The 21,579-nt window shown below is 65.3% G+C and carries 21 protein-coding genes; 10 read left to right on the top strand and 11 right to left on the bottom strand.

The window, feature by feature from the left end; translation table 11 throughout:
* Together A3736_RS14065 and A3736_RS14060 are read left to right on the top strand one after the other, a co-directional pair.
* Positions 1 to 2,443: phosphoenolpyruvate carboxylase (locus A3736_RS14065; protein WP_067684260.1), on the top strand; the 2,443-nt coding region annotated here is incomplete at its 5' end.
* Positions 2,444 to 2,545: 102 nt separating this feature from the next.
* The gene (locus A3736_RS14060; RefSeq protein ID WP_067684245.1) at positions 2,546 to 3,235 is read left to right on the top strand and encodes a L,D-transpeptidase family protein; all 690 of its coding nucleotides are present in this window, start codon (positions 2,546 to 2,548) and stop codon (positions 3,233 to 3,235) included.
* A gap of 3 nt (positions 3,236 to 3,238) precedes the next feature.
* Here the strand turns inward: A3736_RS14060 and tilS are convergent, their stop codons facing one another.
* The 5 genes from tilS to A3736_RS16760 form a co-directional block, all read right to left on the bottom strand.
* Positions 3,239 to 4,180: a tRNA lysidine(34) synthetase TilS gene (gene tilS / locus A3736_RS14055; protein ID WP_233999396.1), complete on the bottom strand. Its 942-nt coding sequence runs from the start codon at positions 4,178 to 4,180 to the stop codon at positions 3,239 to 3,241.
* A 19-nt stretch (positions 4,181 to 4,199) separates the two neighbouring features.
* Entirely contained in the window at positions 4,200 to 5,108 is a 909-nt protein-coding gene (locus tag A3736_RS14050) for a hypothetical protein (RefSeq protein WP_067684240.1), read from the bottom strand.
* Between the two features lie 103 nt (positions 5,109 to 5,211).
* The gene (locus tag A3736_RS14045; RefSeq protein WP_082851506.1) at positions 5,212 to 6,123 is read right to left on the bottom strand and encodes a helix-turn-helix domain-containing protein; all 912 of its coding nucleotides are present in this window, start codon (positions 6,121 to 6,123) and stop codon (positions 5,212 to 5,214) included.
* 98 nt (positions 6,124 to 6,221) lie between these two features.
* Entirely contained in the window at positions 6,222 to 8,492 is a 2,271-nt protein-coding gene (ptsP, locus tag A3736_RS14040; RefSeq protein WP_067684237.1) for a phosphoenolpyruvate--protein phosphotransferase, read from the bottom strand.
* Between the two features lie 99 nt (positions 8,493 to 8,591).
* A complete protein-coding gene (locus A3736_RS16760; RefSeq protein WP_082851505.1) occupies positions 8,592 to 8,747 on the bottom strand; it encodes a YdcH family protein in 156 nt (51 codons plus the stop codon).
* 179 nt (positions 8,748 to 8,926) lie between these two features.
* On the opposite strand from A3736_RS16760, the gene A3736_RS14035 reads away from it, so the two are divergent.
* Both A3736_RS14035 and A3736_RS14030 read left to right on the top strand, forming a co-directional pair.
* Positions 8,927 to 9,136: a YdcH family protein gene (locus A3736_RS14035; protein ID WP_067684234.1), complete on the top strand. Its 210-nt coding sequence runs from the start codon at positions 8,927 to 8,929 to the stop codon at positions 9,134 to 9,136.
* Between the two features lie 103 nt (positions 9,137 to 9,239).
* Positions 9,240 to 9,698, top strand: coding sequence for a DUF1465 family protein (locus A3736_RS14030; protein WP_067684231.1), 459 nt, complete (start codon positions 9,240 to 9,242; stop codon positions 9,696 to 9,698).
* Between the two features lie 30 nt (positions 9,699 to 9,728).
* Here the strand turns inward: A3736_RS14030 and A3736_RS14025 are convergent, their stop codons facing one another.
* Complete coding sequence (locus A3736_RS14025; RefSeq protein ID WP_067684228.1) at positions 9,729 to 11,192, bottom strand: glycerol kinase; 1,464 nt, start codon at positions 11,190 to 11,192, stop codon at positions 9,729 to 9,731.
* 97 nt (positions 11,193 to 11,289) lie between these two features.
* Between A3736_RS14025 and A3736_RS14020 the strand changes: the two genes are divergently transcribed.
* From A3736_RS14020 to nadA, 3 genes are all read left to right on the top strand, one after another.
* Positions 11,290 to 12,162, top strand: coding sequence for an MBL fold metallo-hydrolase (locus A3736_RS14020; protein ID WP_067684225.1), 873 nt, complete (start codon positions 11,290 to 11,292; stop codon positions 12,160 to 12,162).
* Entirely contained in the window at positions 12,147 to 12,848 is a 702-nt protein-coding gene (locus A3736_RS14015) for a DUF4230 domain-containing protein (RefSeq protein ID WP_067684223.1), read from the top strand. Before A3736_RS14020 ends, A3736_RS14015 begins: the two co-directional genes overlap by 16 nt.
* Positions 12,849 to 12,964: 116 nt before the next feature.
* Positions 12,965 to 13,951, top strand: coding sequence for a quinolinate synthase NadA (nadA, locus tag A3736_RS14010; protein WP_067684220.1), 987 nt, complete (start codon positions 12,965 to 12,967; stop codon positions 13,949 to 13,951).
* On the opposite strand, the gene A3736_RS14005 is transcribed toward nadA, so the two are convergent.
* Together A3736_RS14005 and A3736_RS14000 are read right to left on the bottom strand one after the other, a co-directional pair.
* Positions 13,948 to 14,700: a Brp/Blh family beta-carotene 15,15'-dioxygenase gene (locus tag A3736_RS14005; RefSeq protein WP_197465614.1), complete on the bottom strand. Its 753-nt coding sequence runs from the start codon at positions 14,698 to 14,700 to the stop codon at positions 13,948 to 13,950. The genes nadA and A3736_RS14005 overlap by 4 nt on opposite strands.
* A 71-nt stretch (positions 14,701 to 14,771) precedes the next feature.
* Positions 14,772 to 15,638, bottom strand: a complete 867-nt coding sequence (locus A3736_RS14000; RefSeq protein WP_067684214.1) for a bacteriorhodopsin — start codon at positions 15,636 to 15,638, stop codon at positions 14,772 to 14,774.
* Positions 15,639 to 15,792: 154 nt separating this feature from the next.
* Here A3736_RS14000 and A3736_RS13995 point away from each other — a divergent pair, with 154 nt between their 5' ends.
* Positions 15,793 to 17,157: a DUF2254 family protein gene (locus tag A3736_RS13995; protein ID WP_067684211.1), complete on the top strand. Its 1,365-nt coding sequence runs from the start codon at positions 15,793 to 15,795 to the stop codon at positions 17,155 to 17,157.
* Entirely contained in the window at positions 17,154 to 18,470 is a 1,317-nt protein-coding gene (locus A3736_RS13990) for a DUF2254 domain-containing protein (RefSeq protein ID WP_067684208.1), read from the top strand. Before A3736_RS13995 ends, A3736_RS13990 begins: the two co-directional genes overlap by 4 nt.
* Here the strand turns inward: A3736_RS13990 and A3736_RS13985 are convergent.
* Positions 18,467 to 19,372, bottom strand: coding sequence for a DMT family transporter (locus tag A3736_RS13985; RefSeq protein ID WP_067684205.1), 906 nt, complete (start codon positions 19,370 to 19,372; stop codon positions 18,467 to 18,469). The genes A3736_RS13990 and A3736_RS13985 overlap by 4 nt on opposite strands.
* Positions 19,373 to 19,426: 54 nt before the next feature.
* Between A3736_RS13985 and A3736_RS13980 the strand changes: the two genes are divergently transcribed.
* Positions 19,427 to 20,518 (top strand): alkene reductase, encoded by a 1,092-nt coding sequence (locus A3736_RS13980; RefSeq protein ID WP_067684201.1) that lies wholly within the window; start codon positions 19,427 to 19,429, stop codon positions 20,516 to 20,518.
* A 50-nt stretch (positions 20,519 to 20,568) separates the two neighbouring features.
* Here A3736_RS13980 and A3736_RS13975 read toward each other — a convergent pair whose 3' ends face one another.
* Together A3736_RS13975 and lipB are read right to left on the bottom strand one after the other, a co-directional pair.
* Positions 20,569 to 20,877: a hypothetical protein gene (locus A3736_RS13975; protein ID WP_067684198.1), complete on the bottom strand. Its 309-nt coding sequence runs from the start codon at positions 20,875 to 20,877 to the stop codon at positions 20,569 to 20,571.
* A complete protein-coding gene (lipB, locus tag A3736_RS13970; RefSeq protein ID WP_067684195.1) occupies positions 20,874 to 21,545 on the bottom strand; it encodes a lipoyl(octanoyl) transferase LipB in 672 nt (223 codons plus the stop codon). The genes A3736_RS13975 and lipB overlap by 4 nt, the downstream gene beginning before the upstream one ends.
* Positions 21,546 to 21,579: the final 34 nt, after the last annotated feature.

Here is a 21,579-nt window from a genome sequence, read left to right as displayed (position 1 = left end):
CACCTTCCTGCTCCCCCCGGCACAGACCGACGCGGTGGCGCAGGCCGCCAGCAGCGATGCACCCATATCCGACGCGCCTTGTGCTGCCTCGACCGAGCGGCGGGCGATCACGCTGGGCTACGAACACAGCGAAGCGATGAGCGCCATCGCGCGCGCGCAGGATGCTCGCGACCGGATCGTCGGCACCGTGCTGGGCGAAGCGGCGGAACGCTGGAGCGAGGATTGGCGCACCCTCCAGCCGATGCCGTTCCGCTTCGCGAGTTGGGTCGGCTACGACATGGACGGGCGGACCGATATCAAATGGTACCATTCGATCGGCTTCCGCCTGGCCGAAAAGGCCCAGCGCCTCGAACGCTACGCCGCCTCGCTGAAAGCGATCGACGGCGGACACGATTTGGCCGGGCACCTGTCGCGCGCCGCCGATGAAGCTCGCGCCCGTGCGGAGGATTTCGCCAGCGACCTGACCGAACCCGAAGCGCTTTCCGCCGCTGCCAATCGGCTGACCGCCGATCATCCCGACAAGCTGACCAGCCTCGCCCCGATTATCGAGGCGCTCGAAGAAGAGGCTGAGGACGCCGCGACGGACCGTGCCATCGCGCTCAAGACGCTCGCTGCCGCCATGCGGGCGGACGGGCTGGGCATGGGCTGGATCCATTTCCGCGTGAATGCCAGCCAGCTTCACAATGCGATCCGCCGCCGGATCGACCCGGACAACACCCTCGATCTCGCCAGCCAGGGCGCGATCGCGGTGCTGCGCGACATCCTCGCCAAGGTGGAGCCGCTCAGGAGCAATTTCGGCGCGCTCGCGATCGAAAGCAGCACGGCGATCCGCCAATTCCTGGCGATGGCGCAGATCCTCGAACACGTCGATTCCGACGCGCCGATCCGCATGCTGGTGGCGGAATGCGAACAGCCCGCCACCGTGCTGGCCGCGCTCTATTTCGCCAAATTGTTCGGCATCGCGGACAAGGTCGACGTCTCGCCGCTGTTCGAAACCGAAAACGCGCTCGAACATGGTGGGCGCTTCCTCGACGCGCTGCTCGCCGAAGACGCCTTCCGCGAGTATGCGCGGGCACGCGGCCGCATCTGCATCCAGACCGGCTTTTCCGATGCTGGCCGCTTCGTCGGCCAGGTTCCCGCCAGCCTCGCGATCGAGCGCCTGCAAGGCCGCTTGGCCGACGCGATGGCGACGAACGGATTGACCGACACCGCCGCGCTCATCTTCAACACCCACGGCGAAGGGATGGGCCGCGGGGCACATCCGTCATCGTATGAAGACCGGCTCGCCTGGCCCTTGAGCGAATGGGCGCGCCGCCGCTTCGTGCGCGCCGGGATACGGCTGGAACCGGAAGCGAGTTTCCAGGGCGGGGACGGCTATCTGTTCTTCTCAACCCCCGAACTCGCGCTGGCCACGCTGACCCGGATCGCGGAGCTCCGCCCGTCGGAAACCGATCCGGACGTGCCCGCCGATCCGTTCTATCGCCGCACCGATCTCAGCCTCGATTTCTATCGCGCGGTCCGCACCCACCAGCGCGAACATCTCGAAAGCCGGACCTATGCCCGCGCCGTGACCGCATTCGGCCTCGGCCTGCTCAACAGCACCGGCAGCCGCGTCTCGCGCCGTCAGGGCGATCTGTCCCGCGATCGCGAGATGAGCCTGCGCCAGATCCGCGCCATCCCGCACAACGCCATTCTCCAGCAACTCGGCTATCCGGTGAACATCCTCGCCGGGATCGGCAGCGCGGCTGAGGGCAATTACGAGGCGGTGGCCGAACTGCTCGAATCGAGCGCGCGCGGACGCCAGATCGTGCGTCTCGTGCGCGCGTCCAACGCGCTTGCCAGCATCAAGACGATGGCCGCCTATGGCGAGCTGTTCAATTCCGCCTATTGGGCGAGCCGCCCCTATCGCGGGACAGAGCCGCATCTGGCCGCCGCATGCGAGATACTGGCCGAATACCTCACCAAGGACGATCGCAACGGGGTGTTCCGCCGGCTCGTCTCGCGCCTGCGCGTCGATGGGCTTAAGCTGCATCGCCTGCTCGACATGCTGCCCGACGAAAACCCGCTGGACGATCGCGAGGATACGCGGCGGATCATCGGCGCACTTCAGGCGCTGCGCCTTGCTCTGCTCCAGCACATGTTCCTGCGCGCGGTGGCCATCCCGCCCTTCAGCCGCGCGAACGATGTCGACCGCAACGACGTGCTGGAAATGGTCTTCACCCTGCGGATCGACGAGGCGCTGAAGGAATTGCGGCGCGCCTATCCCACCAGCTTTCCCCGACCCGACGATTTCGACCTCGATGCGACGAGCGATTATCCGGACGGGGCAGGCGAAGGGTACAGCCAGATCGGGCGCGATTACATCGATCCGATCGAGCGCGCGCATGCCCTCAATCTCAGGATCGGGATCGCCATCGCCAATCTGTTCGGCGCGCATGGATAGGTCTTAACCTTAGCGGTTAACCCTCCGGTGGCAGCTGTCCCGGCATAGGCCGCATTCTCGCGCGATCTGGATTTTCGCGCGGGTGAGAGCTATATGGTGCCTATGAACGCAACGGTGAAATGGATCGGCGGCGGAACCCTTGCCCTGGCCTTAGGGCTGGGCGCGCTGGCGTTCGGCAGCACCATGCTTGACAGTCCGGCGGTGGCGGAAGAGACCGCGCCGCTCGCCGCCACGTCTGCGCCTTCCGCTTCGGAAAAGCCCGTCGGCGTTCATGGCGCGCTGGCCGCGAAAACCCTCGCAGATATCGAGCGGCGCGCGAACGAGCCTTTCGTCATCAAGAGCATTCTGCCCATCGAAGGGCCGATGAAATACGGTGAATGGCACTGGAACACCGATGCCGCGCCCGAAACCGGCAAGCTGGTCGTGACAGTGGATCTGGAAGCGCGCACCGTGTCGGTCTTTCGCGACGGTTACGAAATCGGCGCGGCTGTCGCCATGCTGGGGACCGAGCTGCACCCGACGCCGACCGGTAAATTCCCGATCCTGACCAAGGAACGCCACAACGTCTCCGAAAAATACGGCAACGCACCCATGCCCTGGACGCTGCGCCTGACATGGGACGGGATCGCCATCCATGGCGGGTCCGAAGTCGAAAACGGTTATGCCAGCCATGGTTGCATCGCCGTGCCAGATCAGTTCGTGTCGAAACTGTTCGACATCGCCAAGAAGGGCGACATGGTGATCATCACCAATGGCGAACGCATCGGCGTGGGCGACAGCATCGCCAGCTGATCGCTACCCGGTCCGGCGCGGCGGTTCGGCTGCGAAGGTCCAGACATCCTTCCTCGCGCGCGCCATCACACCGGCCAGGGTGCCAGCCCCGCCCTTTTCGAGTTTGGCGATGGTATCCGCGACTTGCGACAGTTCGGCCTCGCCACCGAATTCAGCGATGATCCGCTGCACCACGCGCTTGCGAATCAGGCTTGGCCCCTTGGGACGGTAGCGCAGGGCGCCTTCGTGCCGCTCGACACATTCGGCCCATTCCCGCGCTGCCAGGATGTCGAAGGCTTCCTCCGCTTCGGCGATATGGGCTGCGCTTACGGCCAGGGCGGTGACATCGATCCAGTCGCAATCCCGCAACGCCTCGCGCATGCGGACGCGATCGAAACGGCGATCCGCATTGGAAGAATCTTGCACCGGATCGATCCCGGCCGCCGCAACGATGTCCCGCAATTCCGCCCGCCGCCAACCCAGCAGCGGACGCACCAACGCCACCGTGCCGCCCGGAATTTTGGTGGAAGCCCGAACCCCCGCCAGCCCCGAAAGACCGCTGCCGCGATTGAGGCGCATCAACAGCGTTTCGGCCTGATCGTCGGCATGATGCGCCGTCGCGATCGCCGACATGCCACGCGCCGCCGTCCATTTGTCCAGCGCCGTGTAACGCGCCTGCCGCGCCCGATCCTGCGTGTTGCCGGGTGCGACTGCGACAGGCAGTATGGCATGAGGGATGCCCAGATCGCCGCACAGGCGCGCGACGAAATCGGCCTCTTCCGCGCTTTCCGCCCGGAGGCCATGATCCACCGTCGCCGCTTCGACCCGGCTTGGCAGCGCCGCGCGAGCCAGCAGCAGCAGCGCCAGACTGTCCGGCCCGCCTGACACCGCGATACCCAGCTTCGCGTCCGCCTGCTCGATCTCGCTCCAGACAGAAGCGAGATCGCGCGCGAAGCGCTCAATCAACCGTGGGTCGGGCGCGCTATCAATTACAGGTGACTTTCGCGCGGTTCGAATCGTACTGGCTCTTCAACCGCCCGGCGGAGAGCGCCGGATAGGTCTCGTTGAACTCCGCCAGCGCGATGCAGGCCCGGCTTTCATCGTCGAGCGCGATCATCGTTTCCGCAAGGTATAGCAGGCTGTCCCCGGCGCGGGCCGCAGCCTTGTCGGCCTGGTAATTGCGCAGGAACCACGGGGCGGCTTCCTTGGCCTTGCCATCGTCGAGATAAGCCCGGCCGAGTAGGTTGCGGCCATAGCTGATACGCGAATGGTTGGGATAGCGTTCGACGAACATCGTCAATTGCTGCTGCGCTTCGGGATAGAAACCTGCATCCCACAGGCGGAAGCCGTAGGAATATTCGTCGTCGCCCGCATCATCGGTCTGAGGCTTGGCGATCGCCTGAACTGCCGCCACACGCGCGGGATCTGGCCGCGCAGCGGCTGCCGGAGCGGGCGTGGTTGCCGTAGAACCCGATGCGCCGGTAGAAGAAGGCGCAGGCAGCGCCGCCGAAGAGCCGCCACGGTTTTCGAGCGCTTCAACCCGTTGCGTCAGCTCACGCACGGCGAACGAACCTTCCTCATATTGCGAGGTCAGCCGCTGGATCTGGCTTTCCAGCGCATCGAGACGCGCCAGGATATCGGTGACGGCGGTGGTCGAAGGCGTTGCGACGGTCGCAGCGTTCTGGCGCGGCTGGCCGGTGATCTCCGGCTCGAAATAGCGGCCTTCCGAACCCGGAAATACGCGCCTTTGCAGCGCGCGCACTTCGGCTTCCAGCTTGCGCAGGCGCGCTTCGTCATTGTTGTCCTGCGCGAAGGCAGGCACCGGCGCCGCGAGAACCGCGAGCGCGCCCGCCCCTACAGTAAGGAAGCGCGAAATGCGCGCAATCGTTGCCATCTCAATCCCTCCAGCCAAAATGCTTAACGAAGCGGTGCCGTATCCGCGCTTTGCTGTCGAGGGGATGAAGCGCCTTATCCCATCCGCTCTGCGCGTTTGCGGCCTATTGCGCGCCCGGCTGCGCGGCGATCGGCGTACCCGCCGGGCTCGGCGAAGCGCTCGCCGAAGCGCTCGGGGCCGGCTCTTGTCCGCGCGTCAGCAGCGCTTCGGCGGAAACCGGCACGTCGCGCACGATCTCGTCCTCTTCGGACAATTTCGGCACCGGACGCCCGCCGACCGTAATTGCCAGGGCATAGGGCCGGCCGGTCCAGACCTGCGGCCCTTCGGCATCGCGCGGGATGGTGAAGCTCTCTCCCTCGCCCATCTGCGCCTGATACAGCTCGGCACCCGACGCATCGTAGAATTTGACCCAGGTATCGGGCATTTCCGACGTGAACACGACCTCCGCATTCGGATCGATCGCCGGGGTGGCGGACGCATCCGGAGCCGCGCCGGTTTCTGCCGCCGCGACCTGCGTTTCTTCCTGAAGCGGTGCCGGGCCGAGGCCGGGCGAGAAATAGGTGCGATAGAAAGCGAAGCCGCCGATCAGCAGCAGGACCGCTGCGAGCGCGCCCAGCCATGCGAGCTTGCCCGAAGGGACGCGCGCCGGATCGCCGGGTTCGAACTTGGCGGGTGCCGCCCGGCCCTGCGTCTCGTCCTCCGCCAGTTCGGCGCGCACCTGATCGAGGATCGCCCGCTCGTCCAGATCGAGCATGCGGGCGTAGCTGCGCGCAAATCCTATCGCATAGGTTCGCGACGGCAGATTGCCGTAATCGCCCGCCTCGATATTTTCGAGATGGCGTTGGGGAATACGCGTTTCGGCGGCGACCTGCGACACGTCGAGCCCGCGCGCCTCGCGCGCAGCGCGCAATTGCGCGCCTGCGGTATCCGGCGCAGTCGCACTGGCCGTTTCCGGCGTAAATTCGCCGTGATCCTGTCCGTCGCCGTTCGATCCGGCGAGAGTTTCGTCCTGCATTTCGTCCCCGATAGACGGTGTGACCTCGTTCCGCATACCAAAGCGGCGCGGAGGCCGGCAAGTCAAGCGCAGTGACGTCGGCCAGACCTCATCGCTCGTCAATCGGTGTCGATATCGCGCTCTGCCGCCCAGTGGCGCAGGGCAGCGCGCATATCGGGCGGCGGGCTCGCCAGCCAGGTCTGCATAGCGGCGGTGATCTCGGCCAGATCGACCTTGCGGACCAGTTCCTTGATCGGACCGACGGAAGCGGGCGTGATCGACAGGCGGCGGATGCCGATACCCAACAAAGCCAGCGCTTCCAGCCGCCTCCCGCCCATTTCGCCGCACACGGCGAGGTCGATTTCGTGCCCTGCCGTTCCGCGCACGACCCGCGCCAGGAAGCGCAGGATCGCCGGGCTCAACCAGTCGTAGCGCTCCGCGAGCTTCGGATTGGCGCGGTCGGCGGCGAACAGGAACTGGGTCAGGTCGTTGGTGCCGATCGACATGAATTTGAGGCGCGGCAGCAATTCGTCGAGCACTTCGGCGAGCGCTGGCACTTCGAGCATCGCGCCGTAGCGGATGTCCTCGGGCAGCGGCTTTCTCTGCTTGCGCAGCCAGTCGAGCTGCTCGTCGAAGACCAGCTTGGCCGTGTCGAATTCCCACGGTTCGCTCACCATCGGGAACATGACGTTGAGCGTGCGGCCCGCCGCCGCTTCCAGCAGGGATCGGGCCTGGGACTTCATCAATCCCTCGCGCTCCAGTGCGAGCCGCAGCGCCCGCCAGCCCAGAGCCGGGTTCTCGTCATGCTCCGCGATGTCGGAACTGAGATAGGGCACCGCCTTGTCGCCGCCGATATCGACGGTGCGGAAGATCACTGGCTTACCCGCCGCCGCGTCCAGCACGTCCTTGTAAAGCCGCGTCTGCCGGTCGCGCTGGGGCAGGGTTGAAGAGACCAGGAACTGAAATTCGGTGCGGAAAAGGCCGACGCCGTCCGCCCCGCTCATCGCCAGCGCGCTCATATCGTCGCGCAGGCCTGCATTCATCATGACCGTGATGCGCGTGCCGCAGCGGGTGAAGGGTTCGACGTCGCGCAGCTCGGCATAGGCGGCCTGCCGCTCGCGCGTCTTGGCGAAGCGCATGTCGAAGGCTTCGCGCATCTGCGGCGAGGGGCGCAGCGTGATCGCGCCGTTATCGGCATCGACGAGGATTTCCTCACCGTCCGAAACCCGCCGCATCAGACCCTTGGCGCGCCCGACCACGGGAATGCCCATCGCGCGGGCCACGATCACCATATGCGCGGTGAGCGAGCCTTCCTCCAGCACCACGCCCTTCAACCGGCGCCGATCGTATTCGAGCAGTTCGGCCGGGCCCAGATTGCGCGCGACCAGCACGGAATCGCGGCGCAGCCCCTGCCCCGCCGCCGTGCCGATCTGGCCCGAAACGATGCGCAGCAGGCGGTTCGACAGGTCTTCCAGATCGTGCATCCGGTCAGCCAGCAGGGGATCGTCGATCTCCCGCATGCGCATCCGGGTGCGCTGCTGCACGCGCTCGATCGCGGCTTCCGCCGTCAGGCCGGAATCGATCGCTTCGTTGATGCGACGGCTCCACCCTTCGTCGTAGGCGAACATGCGATAGGTTTCGAGCACCTCGACATGCTCGCCGCCCTTGCCGAATTCGGGCTCCTTGCCCATCGCGTCGATCTGGTCGCGCATCTTGTCGAAGGCGCGATAGACGCGCTGGCGTTCGGCCTCGATATCGTCGGCGACGACCTGCGTGATCTGGACGCGCGGCTGGTGGAACACCGCCAGTCCCGCGCCCAGCCCCTTGACCAGCGCGAGCCCTTCGATGATTTCCGGCCCGGTCTCGATCTCGCCCAGAAGCAGCGCGTGTTCCTCGTCCACCATCTCGGCATTGGCGATCAGTTCGGACAGGACCATCGCGGTGGTCTGCAACGCTTCGATCTCGACATCTTCGTAGCGGCGCGGATCGACATGCTGGACGCACAATGTGCCGACCGCGCGTTCGCGATGGACGATCGGGACGCCGGCGAAGGAATGAAATTTCTCCTCGCCCGTTTCGGGGCGATAGAGGAAGTCGGGATGCGCCTTCGCCTCGGCGAGGTTCAGCGTCTCGATATTGCTGGCGATGATCCCGTTCAAGCCTTCGCCGAGGCCCAGCTTGGTGACATGGACCGCTTCGGGGTTGAGGCCGCGCGTCGCGTAGAGTTCGAGCACCCCTTCGCGCAGAAGGTAGATCGAGCAGACTTCGCTATCGAGGCTTTCGCCGATGATCTCGACCACCTGATCGAGCTTGCCCTGCGCGTGCATGCGCGAGGCCATCACCTCGTGCAGGCGAGTCAGAATCTGGCGGGCGCTGGCGGCGGCAGTCATGGCATGCTGCTATAACACGCTATGACGATTTGGAAGCGTATCGTCCGTCCCGGCGGACGGGGCCCGCCCCGCCGCCGCCGCGCTTTCCTGTTCGACCGCTCAATGGGCGGCGATTTCTTCCTTCAGCCTGAGCTTCTGACGCTTCAATTGCTGAACCATCGCCACATCGGGCGCGGGCCGCGCCTGTTCCTGTCGCAATTTAGCTTCCAGGCCGGCATGCTTGGTACGAAGGGCATCGATATGGGATGTTTGCATCGGGCAATCTCCTTTCAGGGTCGAAAAGCCGTTACGGCATCGACTCGCCCCTGCGGAGCGAGCCGCGCCATGCAAATGAAACACACTGATCTTAATTTGGTAACCCCACATATTGCAAAAATGGCCGAGCTGTCCGATTTGACCGGCGAGCCGAGCGGGTCGGTTATGGGGATATCGCGATGACCGAGCAGGAGCTGAGGAAGCGGCTGGAAGGGCTGCGCAGCGAACACCGCGATCTCGACGCGGCGATCCACGCCTTGACCGAGGCGGGCGCGCGCAGCGGAGCGATCGACCAATTGCAGATCGCGCGCCTGAAGAAGCGCAAACTGCGCATTCGCGACCAGATCGCCGTGGTGGAAGACCATCTGATCCCCGACATCATCGCCTGATCGCCGCCTTTCCCGACATGGCCCGAAATGGGCCTGCGTCCAATTCGGGGACGCTGCGGTCAAAGCGGTGGAAATCGCCGCATCGTACCCTTACCTCGCAGGCATGACGATTTCCGCGAGCGCCAGGCGCCAGATCATCGAAGATGTCTATCAGGATGCGCTCGTGCTGGCGGACGAAGCGCGGGCGGCGTTCGATTCGCGCAGCGGTGCGGGGGCGATCGATCTCGACGAAGCGGCCAAGGTCGCCTTCTCGATCGAAGGACTGCGCACGACCACCCGCCTGATGCATCTGCTCGCCTGGCTGCTCAACCAGCGCGCGTTTCTGGATGGCGAATTGAGCGAAGCCCAGGTGCGCAAGAACGGTCGGCTTCCCGAAGAACGGCCCGCCCTTCCCGGCATGGTCAGGCGGCTCGATGCGCATACACAGGATATCGTTCGCCAGAGCGTGCATCTCTACGAGCGGGTCGAACGGCTCGATCGCGATTGGAACGCACCGTCGCGCGATGCGGCGAGCCCGGTCGTCGCGATGCAGGGACGATTGCAGCAGGCCTTCGCCGGATAATGCCGACGGCGGATCGGGCCGGATAGTGGCCTAGACCGCCGCCAGCGCCTTGCGCCAGCGGACCAGTCGCTCGGCACGCGCAGCTTCGTCGATCCGCGGCGAAAAACAGCGCGCTGCGCCGCGCATCGCCTGCGCCGCATCGTCGAGCGTTGGATAAAGGCCTGCCCCCACCGCTGCGCAGAACGCCGCGCCCAGCGCCGTCGTCTCGACGAAATCGGGCCGTTCGACGGCAATTCCCAGCATATCCGCCAGATCCTGTGCCATCCAGTCATTGGCGGCCATGCCCCCGTCGATGCGCAACATGGACCAGGGCGCACCATCCGCGGCGAAGGCGGCGGCAAGATCGTGGGTCTGGTGCGCCATCGCTTCCAGAGCGGCGCGGGCGAGCTGCGCGCGGCCGCTGGCAAAGCTCAGCCCCGCGATCACGCCGCGCGCCTGTGGCAACCAGTGCGGCGCGCCGAGGCCTGCTAGGGCGGGCACGATCACCACTTCGCCGCTATCGGGAATGGAGCGGGCCAGTTCCTCCGTCTCGGCAGCGCTGGCGATAAGACCCAGGCTATCGCGCAGCCACTGGATCAGGCTGCCCGCAACGAAGGCCGCGCCCTCGATTGCGTAAATGCGCTTCCCGTTCGTCTGGCACAGCACCGCGCCGAGCAGGCGATGGGTCGAGCGCGGGATGGCCGCGCCGTTATTGGTCAGAACGAAGGCGCCCGTCCCGTAAGTCGCCTTGGTCTCTCCCGGCGCCAGGCAGGCCTGGCCGATCGTCGCGGATTGCTGATCGCCGACCAGGCCGCAGATCGGGATCGTGCGCCCGAACCATTCGCTGGAACATTCTGCCAGCGCGCCATGCGTATCGACCACGCGCGGCAGACTGTTTCGCGGCACACCGAACAGGTCGCACAAACCTTCATCGAACTGCCCCTCGTCGAGCGGCAGGAGAAGCGTGCGGCTGGCATTGCTCGCATCGCTGACATGGGTGCCCCCTGCCAGTTTGAAGACCAGCCAGCTTTCGACCGTCCCGAAAGCAAGACACCCGCGCTCGCTCGCCCCGCGCACAGTATCGTGATGGTCGAGCATCCAGCGCATCTTGGTGGCGGAGAAATACGGATCGAGCAGCAGGCCGGTTTTCGCCTGGACCTCCGCCTCCTGCCCGCTCTCTTTCAGCGCGGCGCAGAAATCCGCCGTGCGGCGATCCTGCCACACGATCGCGCGGGCCAGCGGCTCTCCGCTCGTGCTGTCCCACGCCACCACGGTTTCGCGCTGATTGGTGATCCCGATCGCGGCCACACGCGCCCCGTCATCGCCGATGGCCTCGCGCGCACAGGCGAGCGTCTTGTCCCAGATTTCGCCTGCGTCGTGTTCCACCCAGCCGGGGCGCGGATAATGTTGCGTCAGCTCGCGCTGCGCCGTGCGCACCAGAGTGCCGTCGGCAGCGAACAGAATGGCGCGCGTCGAGGTCGTGCCCGCGTCGAGGACGAGGATATGTTCTCCCATGAAAGCTCTTGTGGCGCGCCGCGCACGATTGCTCAAGCGCAGAGCGATCCGGCGTGACGGCTCGACACGCTCCCTCCCCGCCGCCATAGGCATGGGCATGGCTGGTCTTCCCCCGAAACCCTGGCCCACCGGCGAAGCGATGACGCTCGAACCGCTGGTGCGCCGCGTCCTCGCTCCCAATCCATCGCCCTATACCTATACCGGCACGCAATCCTTTATCGTGGGTGCGGGCGAAGGGTGCGCGGTGATCGATCCCGGCCCCGATCTTCCCGAGCATGTCGAGGCGCTGGAAACGGCGATCGGCGAGGAGACGGTGCTCGCCATTCTGTGCACGCACACGCATCGCGACCATTCGCCCGCCGCCCGCATGCTCGCCGAGCGGACCGGCGCGCCCGTGATGGGCTGCGCGCCGCTGGTCCTTGCCGATACCGGGGCGCGCGCCGATGCGTCCTTCGACCGCGATTACGCGCCCGACCGGGTGATGGCGGATGGGGAGGCGATGTCCGGTCCGGGCTGGACTCTGACGGCGATCGCCACGCCCGGCCATGTCTCCAACCACCTTTGTTTCGCGCTGGAAGAGACCGGCGCTCTGTTTACCGGCGATCATGTCATGGGCTGGTCCACCAGCGTCGTGGTGCCGCCCGACGGGGATATGGGGGATTACATGCGCAGCCTAGAAAAACTCTACGCGCGCGAGGACCGGGTCTATTACCCCGCGCATGGCGATACGGTCGAAAAACCGCGCCAATTGGTGCGCGGGATGATCGGCCATCGCCGCCAGCGGGAAAACCAGATCCTGCGCCTGCTCGGCGAAGGCCCGCGCAGCGCGGCGGAGTTCGTACCCGCAATGTACAAGGGGCTGGACGAGAAGCTGCACAAGGCTGCGGAGATGTCGGTCACCGCGCATCTCATCGATCTGGAACGCCGCGGGCTGGTCGCTCGTTCTGGTGAACAATGGCGAACGATCTGAAAACGCGCGACGCGCGCGGCACCGACAACGATATCCTGCCCGGCACGAGGCGCGAACAGAACCTCGCCAAGGTTCAGGCCGTGCCGTGGCTGATCGTGATCGCGCTGCTGGCCGCCGTCGCCTTCCTGACTTATCGTGCGTTCTTCTATCAGGAAGAAGGCGATCCGGTGGGCAGCGCCATGCTGGCCTTCGAGAAACAGAATTCGCTCACCGTGTTCAGCTCGCGCTTCGAAGTCGTCGCCGAAAGCGAGGATACGCGCGGCGTGATGGGCGTGCCCGTACTGCGATCCCGCCAGGCAACGATCGTTCCGGCCAGCGTGGAATACCGGCTCGACCTGTCGGGCATGGAACGCGGCGATTTCGTCTGGGACGAGGCGGGCGACCGGCTGACCGTGACGCTGCCGCAAATCCAGACCAGCCGCCCCAATATCGACGAGGGTGCCGCGCGTGTGTTCACCGAAGGCGCCTACATTACGCGCGACGCGGCGCAGGATCTCGCCCGTAACAATTCGCAACAGGCCGAACGCAAGGCCAGCGCCTTTGCCAAGAATCCGGAAATCCTCGCCCTCGCCCGGCAGGCCGCACGCCAGGCGGTCCGCCAGAACCTGACGATTCCCTTGCAGGTCGCAGGCTATGACAATGTGACGGTGGACGTCCGGTTCGAAGGAGAAGATGCCGCCTCCTGAACGCGCCAGCTCTTGAACGCGCAAACTCTTGAAAGCAGCAGGCGCGGAACGCCCTCGCCCTCCGCTCCGTTGCCACTATAAGCGCCTCAATCAATCCTTACGGGAAACCGAACGCCATGACCGCCGAAACCAGCCTGCCGACCGGAACCGACCTGCTTGCCGAGATCGACCGCCTCCGCAAGGAGAAGAACGCGATCATCCTGGCGCATTACTACCAGACCGCGCAGATCCAGGACCTTGCCGATTTCGTCGGCGACAGCCTCGAACTGTCGCGCAAGGCGGCGGAGACCGATGCGGATGTGATCGCGTTCTGCGGCGTCAAGTTCATGGCCGATACCGCCAAGATCCTCAGCCCGGAAAAGATCGTGGTCCTGCCCGACATGGATGCAGGCTGTTCTCTGGAAGACAGCTGCCCGCCCGAAAAGTTCAAGGCTTTCCGCGAGGCGCATCCCGATCACATCGCGCTGACCTACATCAATTGCTCGACCGAGGTGAAGGCGCTCTCCGACGTGATCGTCACCAGCTCCAGCGCGGAAACGATCATCAGCCAGATCCCCGAAGACCAGAAGATCATCTTCGGGCCGGACCGGCATCTGGGCGGATATCTCAGCCGCAAATTCAACCGCGAAATGCTGCTGTGGCCGGGCGTGTGCATCGTGCACGAAGCCTTCAGCGAGACCGAATTGCTGAAACTGCAGCAGCAATATCCCGGTGCCCCGATCGCCGCGCATCCCGAATGCCCGCCGACGATCATCGACCATGCCGATTATGTCGGATCGACCAGCGGCATCCTGCAATTCGCCAGCACGTTCGAAGGCGACACGCTGATCGTCGCGACCGAGCCGCACATCATCCACCAGATGGAAAAGGCGCTGCCGGACAAGACCTTCATCGGCGCGCCGGGCGCGGACGGTAACTGCTCCTGCAATATCTGCCCCTACATGGCGCTCAACACGCTGGAAAAACTCTACACCTGCCTGCGCGATCTGGAACCGCGCATCGAGATCGAAGAAGGCCTGCGCCTCAAGGCGAAGCAGAGCCTCGACAAGATGCTGGAAATGGCGAGCGGGACGATCGGCAAGGGCGATCTGGGCAAGATCTAACGCTCCAACCGCTCCGTAAGCATATGCGGGGTCGCCATGCCGAAGGCGAGCGCGATCGCGATCGGCAGCGCCAGATGGCCGGTCCAGACCAGCGCGGCGATCCCAAGCGCGCCCAGTGTCGCGATGAGCGTCGGCAGCGCGACCGCGCGCCAGACCGTGCTGCGTCCGTAATTCGCGATCTGGCGCTGCTGAACCGGTATCGCATGCGCAGTCAGGAAGATCAGGCCGACCGCGAGCACCGGATTGAACAGGACCGTGGCGGCCAGCGCGATGACGGCATGGCCGAAACCGCGCAGACCTTTCACGAGCGCCCATGCCGCAGCGCCCGTTCCCGCCACGCCGAGCAGGGCAAGCACGCGGATGACCAGCGCAGGCACTTCGCCGCCGACGATCACGGCGAAGACCTCGGCTGTCTCGCCGGGACGGAACAGCGCGCTGCCGCCCACGGCTAGACCCGCAATGGCGTAGCGGGTGAGCGGGTCGAACGCGCAGTCGCTCCGGGCGAAATGCCACGCCGACAGAGCGAGGAACAGTGCGAGCCCGGCGAGCGGCGCGAACAGGAACAGCGCAGCGACGGCCGCCCCCGTCACCAGATAGGCGGCGCCGTGAACCAGCTTGATGCGCGCGATCCCGCCTTCGTTCTCATCCCCCGCGCCGTGGGCCAGGCCCATCACGAAGAATACGAGCCCCGCCAGCACCGCCCAGCCATCGCCTGCGATCTGCGCGACGACGCCCAGCGTCACTGCCACCCACGACAAAAGGGCCCCGGCATCATGCCAGGGCCCCTTTGGTTTGGCCGTGCGGACGCGCCGCAAGCCGGTCAGTCGCCGCGGCTCGACGCCACGCTCGACCCGAGCGGAGAGGTCTCCAGCGCTTCCGCGGCGGGCACATAGCCTTCCAGCGCGCTGCGACGCAGGACATAGCGGCTGAGGATGATGCCGTAGATCAGCTTGGACGAGATGTCCGCGATCGAGAACAGCAGCTGGCGCACCACCACCACGTCGCCGGTGAAGCCCAGCTGCGGCAGGGCGTAGGCGATAGGATAGAGGCCCCAGGTGGCAAGGAAATACCACCAGATGTTCTTCGGCCACGTCTGCAATTGCGCCGGGCTAGTCTGCACGCCGCGCGTGATCACGCCGCGCACTTCCACGATAAGCCACACGAAGAACACGGTCGAGATGACGCCCCACAGGTTGAGACGGCTCCAGTCACCGGTTTCGCCGAACTGGCCATAAAGGCCGGTCCAGATCATCAGCACGCCGGGAATGATCATCCGGGCCGCACGTTTGTGCAATTCGGGGCGCGGCAGGCCGAAGGCGATGGCAAGCTGCGTCAGCAGGATCGGAACCGTGATGGTCCAGTTGCCGTAGCGGAAGGCATTGGTGAAGCTCGTATTCTCGGCGAGCGGCTGGTAAAGATTGCCGACCAGCTCGTAGCTTTCCTGCCACAGGCTGAATTCGCGCATCAGGCTGAGCCCGGCAGACGCCATGACCACTGCCGACATGATCGGAACGATGCGATAGCGCGGCGCCAATTGCCATGCCATCGCGAGGAAGAACAGGATGAAGGCGAAATGCGCGCCATAGCTGACCATTAGGATCAGCGAACCGGCCGTGTACTGGCCGGAGGTGAGCGCAACCAAGTTTTCAATGCTGCCGAACTGTCCGGCGAGATCGGGAGAGACCATATCTGTGCCCCTTGAAGGTTGACGAAACAGGACCGCGTGCCCTTCCCACCGAAAGGCCGCCCCGCTTGGAGGACGAGACACAGGGTATGCGGCAACCAAATCCCCGCTGCGCGGTTAGGTTCCTCGCAAGCGTGCGATAACAGGGGGCCGGGCGATGCTTTCAGGAAATCCGATTACCGGTCTGTTCGGCTGGATCCTCCACCGGCTGGTGGCGAATTACTGGTTCCTGGCACTCTGCGCGGTTGTGGCGGCCCCGCTGGCTTTCGGCGCGATCCTGCATTTCGACCGCAACGGGCTGACCGACTGGATGCTCGACAACGGCCTGTCCCCCGTGACGACGGCGGATGCGGCGAAGGAAACCGCCGGCATCGTCGCAGGGATCGACGCCGCGTTGTTGACGCTGTTCTTCTCGATCTCGCTACTGGTGCTCACGCTCGCGGCGGGCAATCTCGGCGTGAGACTGATCGATCGCTGGCTGGGCAAACGCTTGGTCCAAGTCTCGATCGCAGGGCTGACCTTCACGACGCTGTTTTCAGTCCTGACGCTGGCGGCGATCGATTCCGAGGCCGATCTGGCGCAGACACCGCTTGCGACCATCACGGTGATGCTCGCCCTCCTGGCAGTCAATCTGGCCATGCTGGCCGTGGCGCTGCACGATCTGGGTCGCACCATGTTCATCGACAAGGCGATCGACGCGCTCGCCAAGGATGCCCGCACGCCGTCGATCGACGTTATCGGCGTGGAACGCTTCACCGGTGAATTCGCGCAGCTTCTGCCCGCCCCGCGCAGCGGCTATGTCGAAGGCGTCGATCTGGATGAGCTGGAAAAATCGCTGAAGGATCATCCCGGTATCGTCCGCATCTGCGTGGCGCCGGGGCAGCACGTATTGGCGGGGGAACCGGTCGCCGCGCTCGAACATCGGCTCGACAATCCCAAAAGCGTCGTGAAGAGCATTCCCATCGGTCCGTTTCGCAGCAACAGCCAGGGCACCGTGTTCCAGATCCGCCTGCTGGTGGAGATCGCGGCGCGGGCCCTGTCGCCCGCCATCAACGATTTCTACACCGCGCTGGCCGCAGCGGATTCGCTGGCCGAAGTGATCGCGGGGCATAGCGGAAACTGGGTCGATGCCGACAAGATACCCGCGCGTGCCCACTGCCCACAGTTCGAGCTGCCGGGACAGGACTTTCGCGGCCTGTTCGCAGACCCGCTCGCCGCGTTCCGTCAGGCCGCCGCCGATTATCCATCGGTTGCGATCCGTATGACCGACAATTACCGCCGCATCTGTGAACCGCTGTTCGCCCAAGACCCGGACAAGCGCCAGGAGGCTCTGATCGACTTTCTCTACGACGAAGCGAAATCCCTGACCGAACATGCCGCCGCGCGCGCTCAATATCCACGAGATCGCCGCGACATCGAAGCCGCGTTCGAAGGATTCAAGCCGATGCGCATGGCCGGACGGGACGCCGCTGCCACCGACGATCGAGCAGCCGATACGATCGACGCAGGGCAACTCGCATGATGGCACGTCTCAAGACGATCTGGCAGAGCATCAATGCGAGCTACTGGTTCCTGCCCGCCGTTTTTTCGCTGCTGGCGCTCGCAGCGGCCACCGCGACTCTGTGGCTCGACCGCAATGGCTGGTCCGATGTGGTCTCCCAGACGAGCTGGCTCCAGCCTGCGCGTCCCGATGGGGCGATCAATATGCTGACCGTGATTGCGGGCACGATGATCGGCGTGGCGTCGACCGTGTTCTCGATCACGATCGCCTCCGTCGCTTATGCCAGCGGCAATTACGGGCCGCGCCTGCTTACCAATTTCATGGAAGATCGCGGCAATCAATTCAGCCTGGCGACCTTCATCGGCACGTTCGTCTATGCGATTACGGTGCTGCGCGCGGTGAGGAAGGCGGAGGAAACGCCGCTCTTCGCGACCGAACCGACCGCCATGTCCGGCTTCGTGCCGCAGATCAGTCTGCTGACGGCATTCGTGCTGATGCTGCTGTCGATCGCGGTGCTGGTCTATTTCCTTAATCACGTGCCCGCCTCGATCCGCGTCAACGCGGTGCTGGAAGGGATCGGCGGGCGCCTGCTCAGGGATATCAAGCGCCTGTTTCCCGAAGAAAACCGGGGCGAGCGTGCCTTGAACGCACCCGAAGGCGTGCCGATCATCGCGCACGAGACGGGGTATGTCCAAGCGATCCAGTTCGAAGCGCTCGAACGCATCGCCCGCAAGGAAAACGGCAAGCTCAATCTGGCGGTACGGACGGGCGATTTCGTTCACCCCTCGATCGCGCTCGCCTATTGGTCGGACCTCGACGCGATCGAAGATTGCCCGGACGACGAAGTGCGCGCCTGCTTCGGAACGGGCGCTATGCGCACGCCCTCGCAGGACATGCAGTTCCTGATCGACGAGCTGGTGGAGATCGGGCTGCGCGCCCTGTCGCCCGGCATCAACGATCCCTTCACGGCCATAACCGCCATCCACTGGCTAGGCGCGGCGACCGCCGAACTGGCGCGTCGCAATTTGACGCGCAGTTTCGCCGAGGACGGGGAGGAGCCGCACCTCGTCCTGCTGGATGACGATTTCGAACATTTCCTCGCGCGCGGCTTCGGCGCGATCCGCAGCGGTGTCGCCACCAATCGGATCGCAACGCTCGTCATGTTCGACACGCTGGTAGACGCCACAACGACGCTCGACGACGAGAGCCGCCGCACCGAGATCCGGCGCGAGGGGGAAAGGCTGGTCCGCCAGGCGCGCGAACACCTCGCCGGGCCGGAACTGCTGGCGGTGGAAGCGCGCTATCAGACCTTCATCAATGCGGTGAAGCGCTAGCGCGCGCGGATCGGAACCGCCTTCGCCGTCCGCGCCAGCAGCAGCGCCGCCCCGACCAAAACCATCCCGACGATATCGAGCCCGCCCAAAGTCTCTCCGAACGCGAACCAGCCGACCGCCGCCGCGATCGCTGGCTGGGTCAGCAGCGCCAGACCGATAACGAGCGGCGGGAAGTGACCGAGCGAATAGACCAGCAGACCTTGCCCCACGATCTGGCTCGAAATCGCCAGCGCGACGACCGGCGTCCAATCGCCCGGCCAAACCGGCTCTCCCAACCCGATTGCGATCAGGAGCAGCAGCGGTGCAGCGGTGATGCAGACCAGGAGCAGTACGCTCCACTGCCCGATTTTCGCCCGCGCCTTCTGCGCCGGAAGCAGGTAGAAAGCGTAGCATACCCCAGCAAACAGGCAGAACAGATCGCCGAGCGCGCTCTGTGTCGATATCTCGAGGCTGCGCCCGAGCAATATACCCGCGCCCGCCAGCGCCGCCGTGATGCCCAGTCCTTCACGCCCGGTCGGTGCGCGGCGCAGCGCGATCAGGCCCCACACCATCAGGATCACGCTGCCCGCATTGCCGAATAGTGTCGCATTGCCGAGCCGGGTGCGCTCGATTCCGAGGTGCCAGCTGCCAAGATCCAGCGCGAAGAACACCCCCGCCACCACCGCCAGCAGCGCGACGCGCCGATCGATCGGATGCCGCGATTTCTCGCGCCAGGCGAACAGCGCGATCAGAGGGATCGGCAGGAACAACCGCCAGAACCCGGCGCTGACCGGGCCAGTATCCGCCAGCCGCACCAGCCACGGCCCCAGCGCCAGCGCCACGTTTCCGCCCAGCAGCGCAACGAAATGCCATGCACCGGGCTGAAAGGCATTCTTGTCCGCCGCGTCGCTTGTGTCGCCCATGACCGGCCCCTAGCTCCCCTGCCAGACATGACCAGCAAAAAGGATTTGGTCCCCATGCACGACACCTTGTTCCAGCCCCTGCGCTTCGGTGCGCTCGAAGCGAAGAACCGCATCTGGATGGCGCCTCTCACGCGCGGCCGTTCGACTCAGCCCGGTTCGATCCCCAACGAGATGATGGCGACCTATTACCGCCAGCGCGCGTCCGCCGGTCTCATCATCAGCGAAGCGACCGGCATCAGCGTGGAAGGCCTAGGCTGGCCCGCCGCGCCGGGTATCTGGAGCGAGGAGCAGACCGAAGGCTGGAAGCAGGTGACGAAGGCCGTCCACGACGAAGGCGGCCAGATCGTGCTCCAGATGTGGCACATGGGCCGCCTGGTCCATCCCGATTTCCTCGGCGGAAAACCTCCCGTTTCCGCCAGCGCCACCAAGGCCCCCGGCCATGCGCACACTTTCGAAGGGCGCAAGGATTACGAAGCGGCCCGCGCGCTCGAAACCGACGAAATTGCGCGCGTGGTCGACGATTATCGCAAGGCCGCCGAAAACGCCAAGAAGGCCGGGTTCGACGGCGTGCAGCTGCACGGCGCGAACGGCTATCTTGTCGATCAATTCCTGCGCGACAGCACCAATTTGCGCGAGGACGAATATGGCGGTAGCGCCGAGAACCGCACGCGTTTTCTGCGCGAAGTACTAGAAGCGTTGGTGGGCGTCTGGGGCGCGGACCGCACCGGGGTGCGCCTGTCCCCCAATGGCGAAACGCAGGGCTGCGACGACAGCAATCCGGCCGAAACCTTCGGCGCGGCGGCTCGCGTGGTCGAGGATCTCGGCCTAGCCTTCCTTGAACTGCGCGAGCCGGGCCCGGAAGGCACGTTCGGCAATACCGACGTGCCGAAGCAGAGCCCGCTGATCCGCGATATCTATTCGGGCGCGCTGGTGCTCAATAGCGATTACAGCGCGGACGAAGCGGTCGCGGATATCGAAGCCGGACGCTGCGACGCGGTCAGCTGGGGGCGGGACTTCATTTCCAACCCCGACCTGCCCGAACGCTTCCGCACCGGCGCGGAGATCGCACCGAACAAGGGCGTGCCGCAATCGTGGTACGGCAAGGGGCCGGAAGGCTATATCGACTACCCGAAACTGGGCGAATAGCCGTATCGCTTCCCCGCCGGGCTTGGCTCGGTGGGGAAGCCCGTTTCGGGCTACTCCGCCTGCTCGACCTCGGCCTCGACCGCCTCCTCCGGTTCGCTGGCCGCATCCGTCTCGACCTCGGTCGAACCTTCCGCCGAAGAGCCCCCCGAGCCCGAACCCGACCCTTGGGGCGGCGATTGCGAACGGAGCGTGTCGAGCGGGAGCATCTCGTCGCTGATCGTGCCGCCCAGCACTTCGCCTTCCGCCGTGGCGCGGCCATCGTCTTCGACGGGCGGCGGCGCGCTTTCGCTCTCGCACGCGGCGAGGAAAGCACCGGCCGTCACGAGAGCGGCGAACTTAGCGAGTGGGCGCGTGATCATGGCAGGGAGCACTCTTTTCCTTCCAGCGCGGCGAGGAAATCCGGTCCGCGCGCGAGCAATGCCTCATCCCAAGCCTCGGGCGCAAGCGCGATGCCGAGCGCATCGAGGCTCGTGACGCCGAATTCCTCGATCCCGCACGGCACGATTCCGGTGAAATGCGAGAGATCGGGAGTAAGATTGACGGAAAAGCCGTGCATCGTGACCCAGCGCCGCACGCGCACGCCGATCGCGCCGATCTTGGCCTCGCGCCGGTTCGGATCGTGGCACCAGATGCCGACCCGTCCTTCCGCCCGCCACGCCTCGACGCCGATATCGCCCAAGGTCGCGATCACCCAGCCTTCCAGCGCGTGGACGAAACACCGCACGTCGCGTCCGCGTTTCGTCAGGTCGAGCAGGACGTAGCCGATCCGTTGCCCCGGTCCGTGATAGGTGTAGCGTCCGCCCCGCCCCGCTTCGACCACTTCGAAACGCGGATCGAGCAGTTCGTCTTGCGCGGCACTGGTGCCGGCGGTGTAGACGGGGGGATGCTCCAGCAGCCAGACGAGTTCCGGCGCCTCGCCCGCCGCGATCGCGCGATTGCGCACATCCATTTCTGCAAGCGCATCGCGATAGGGCACTTGCTCGCTTTCGCGACGGATTTCGACGGTTTCGGGCCAGCGATCGGACATCGGCGATTGCGTGGCAATGGCGGGCACGCTTATC

Origin of the sequence: Erythrobacter sp. HI0063 (genome assembly GCF_001635685.1) — a bacterium.
Taxonomy (GTDB): Bacteria; Pseudomonadota; Alphaproteobacteria; order Sphingomonadales; family Sphingomonadaceae; genus Qipengyuania.
This window is presented reverse-complemented; position numbering and strand designations above follow the sequence as displayed.